Annotated in this window: 1 protein-coding gene and 1 pseudogene; one reads left to right on the top strand and one right to left on the bottom strand. The window is 68.7% G+C overall.

Annotation, left to right across the window (positions count from 1 at the left end):
* Positions 1 to 242: 242 nt before the first annotated feature.
* Positions 243 to 849: pseudogene (locus QH470_RS38120) on the top strand (DUF4158 domain-containing protein); the annotation flags it as partial.
* Between the two features lie 222 nt (positions 850 to 1,071).
* Here the strand turns inward: QH470_RS38120 and QH470_RS15270 are convergent.
* On the bottom strand, positions 1,072 to 1,905 hold an 834-nt coding region (locus tag QH470_RS15270), incomplete at its 5' end, for a glycoside hydrolase family 113 protein (RefSeq protein ID WP_280273016.1).

Here is a 1,905-nt window from a genome sequence, read left to right as displayed (position 1 = left end):
TGTCCAGATTTGGGCCGCCGCGGGGGGGGGGGGTGGGTGCCACCGGGCGGCTGCCCCGACCCCCGCTCCCCCCCCCCGCCCCCCGCCCCGGGGGGGGGGGGGGCGGGGCCGGGATGGCGCGGAGTCAGGCCAGGTCGCGGTGGTTGAACCGGTAGGTGCCGGCGGTGACCAGGATGATCGAGGCGATAGCGAGGACACCGACGCCAGTCCAGCTGACGCCGTGGCGCAGGGGTTCGCTGTCGATGGATCCGGGCCGCGGCCGGGTCCGGCCGATCGGCTGGGCTTGGCGATCGCGTTGTGCACGCTGCCATGGCTGGGGTTTGTGCCGGACCGGCTGGTCACGGCCCCGCCGGTAGCGGTGACGCGGGTAGCCGAGCAGCTGCGAGTGGCCCCGGTGGAGATCGGTGTCTACGGCCGTCGTGTCAAGACCCGCACCGAGCATGTACGCCTGGCCGCGCAGTACCTGGGCTGGCGTGCGGCCGGTCAGCTCGAATTCAACTGTTCCGGCTGGGCTGTGAGTATCTGATCTCGGCGAAAGTGATTCGGCTCGGCCCGGTCATCATGGTCGAACGGGTCGCGCACGCCCGCCACCAGGCCCAGACCGAAACCTACGACCGGATCGCTCACGAATTCACTGTGGCGCGGTGCGCGGAACTGGACGCGTTGCTGGTCACCGACGCCTCGCTGGGAACCTCGCGGTTGCGGTGGCTGTCGACCGGGCCGGTGGAGGCTTCGGCGGTCGCGGTGCGCGCCGAGGTCGACAAGCTGGCGTTCCTGCGCGGGTTGGGCGCTGATCTCTTGGATCTGTCGGCGCTGCCCGCCGAGCGGCGCCGGTTCCTGGCCACCATGTCCATGATTATCTGACCCCGCCCAGGCCGGTCAGCGCGTCGAGATCCGTTGGTATCGGAGAAGCCTGGCGCCAACCGGTTTGGCATGTCCTGACCGTTCGGCGCATCTGCCGAACGCACTGATGCCGATGAGCGGAACCGCTGCAGCGCAGCCCGCTACTTCAGTCTTGTGCTGTTGGCCATGGGCCGACGATGACCGAGCACAATGACGCTGGTGGGCCGACTACTCGTCGTCGCTGTGACGGGCGTAGATGTCGGCGATGGTGTGGAACGCCTGCTTGGGCTCCCATGGCAAGTCGGGGTAGGTCGTCCCGTTGCGGTTGTCATAGCTCTTGACCAGCCCGTATCCGGCCAGGTCGAGGTCCAGGCGTGGCTCTGAGCGGGTGGGCAGGGCGGGGGTGACGAAGGTGAAGACGAAGACGCCGGCGATGTCGGCGGCGTCGAGTTGGTGCAGGATGTCGGACAGTTCGCTCGCCTGCATTGCCTCGTCCCTGACATGATCGCCGTTCAGCCGGGGCGGGTCGGAGGCGAAGTCTGCGATCAGGAATCCCTTGGGCCCTCGATCCTGGGCGCCCCGGTGGGCGCAGACGCCGACTTCGGTGACGACAACCGGTTTTCCTCGGCCGGAAAACTGTTGCAGCGGTTCGGTGTAGGTGGCGCGATTGCGTTTGGCGCGATAGTGGTCGATGCCGATGATGTCGAACAGGTCCCAGTCGACGGCCTCGATGGGCAGTGCCGCGTAGGTGACAGGACCGTGGAACTGTTCGCGAACAGCGGGGACGGCGTCGGCAAGGAACGCGTTGAGCGGCTTGTTGTGCGATTTAAGCACTTTCAGTTTGAATATCGTGCTCACCAAGGCGGTCGGCTTGCTGAATCTCTCGATCGAGTTGCGGTCATCGAGAAGCCCCTTCATGAACAGCGTCAATTCGCACCCCAGAACGAATACCACCGCGTCGCGGGGGGGGGGGGGGGGGGGGGGGGGGGGGGGGGGGCGGGGGCGGCGGCGGGCGCGGGAGCGCCGCGGGGGGCCGGCGGGGCGCCGGGGGGGGCGGGGCGG

This window comes from Nocardia wallacei (assembly GCF_029868745.1).
In the GTDB taxonomy this organism is placed as follows: Bacteria; Actinomycetota; Actinomycetes; order Mycobacteriales; family Mycobacteriaceae; genus Nocardia; species Nocardia wallacei_B.
The sequence above is the reverse complement of the archived record's forward strand: the minus strand, read 5'-3'. Positions and strand labels throughout refer to the sequence as shown.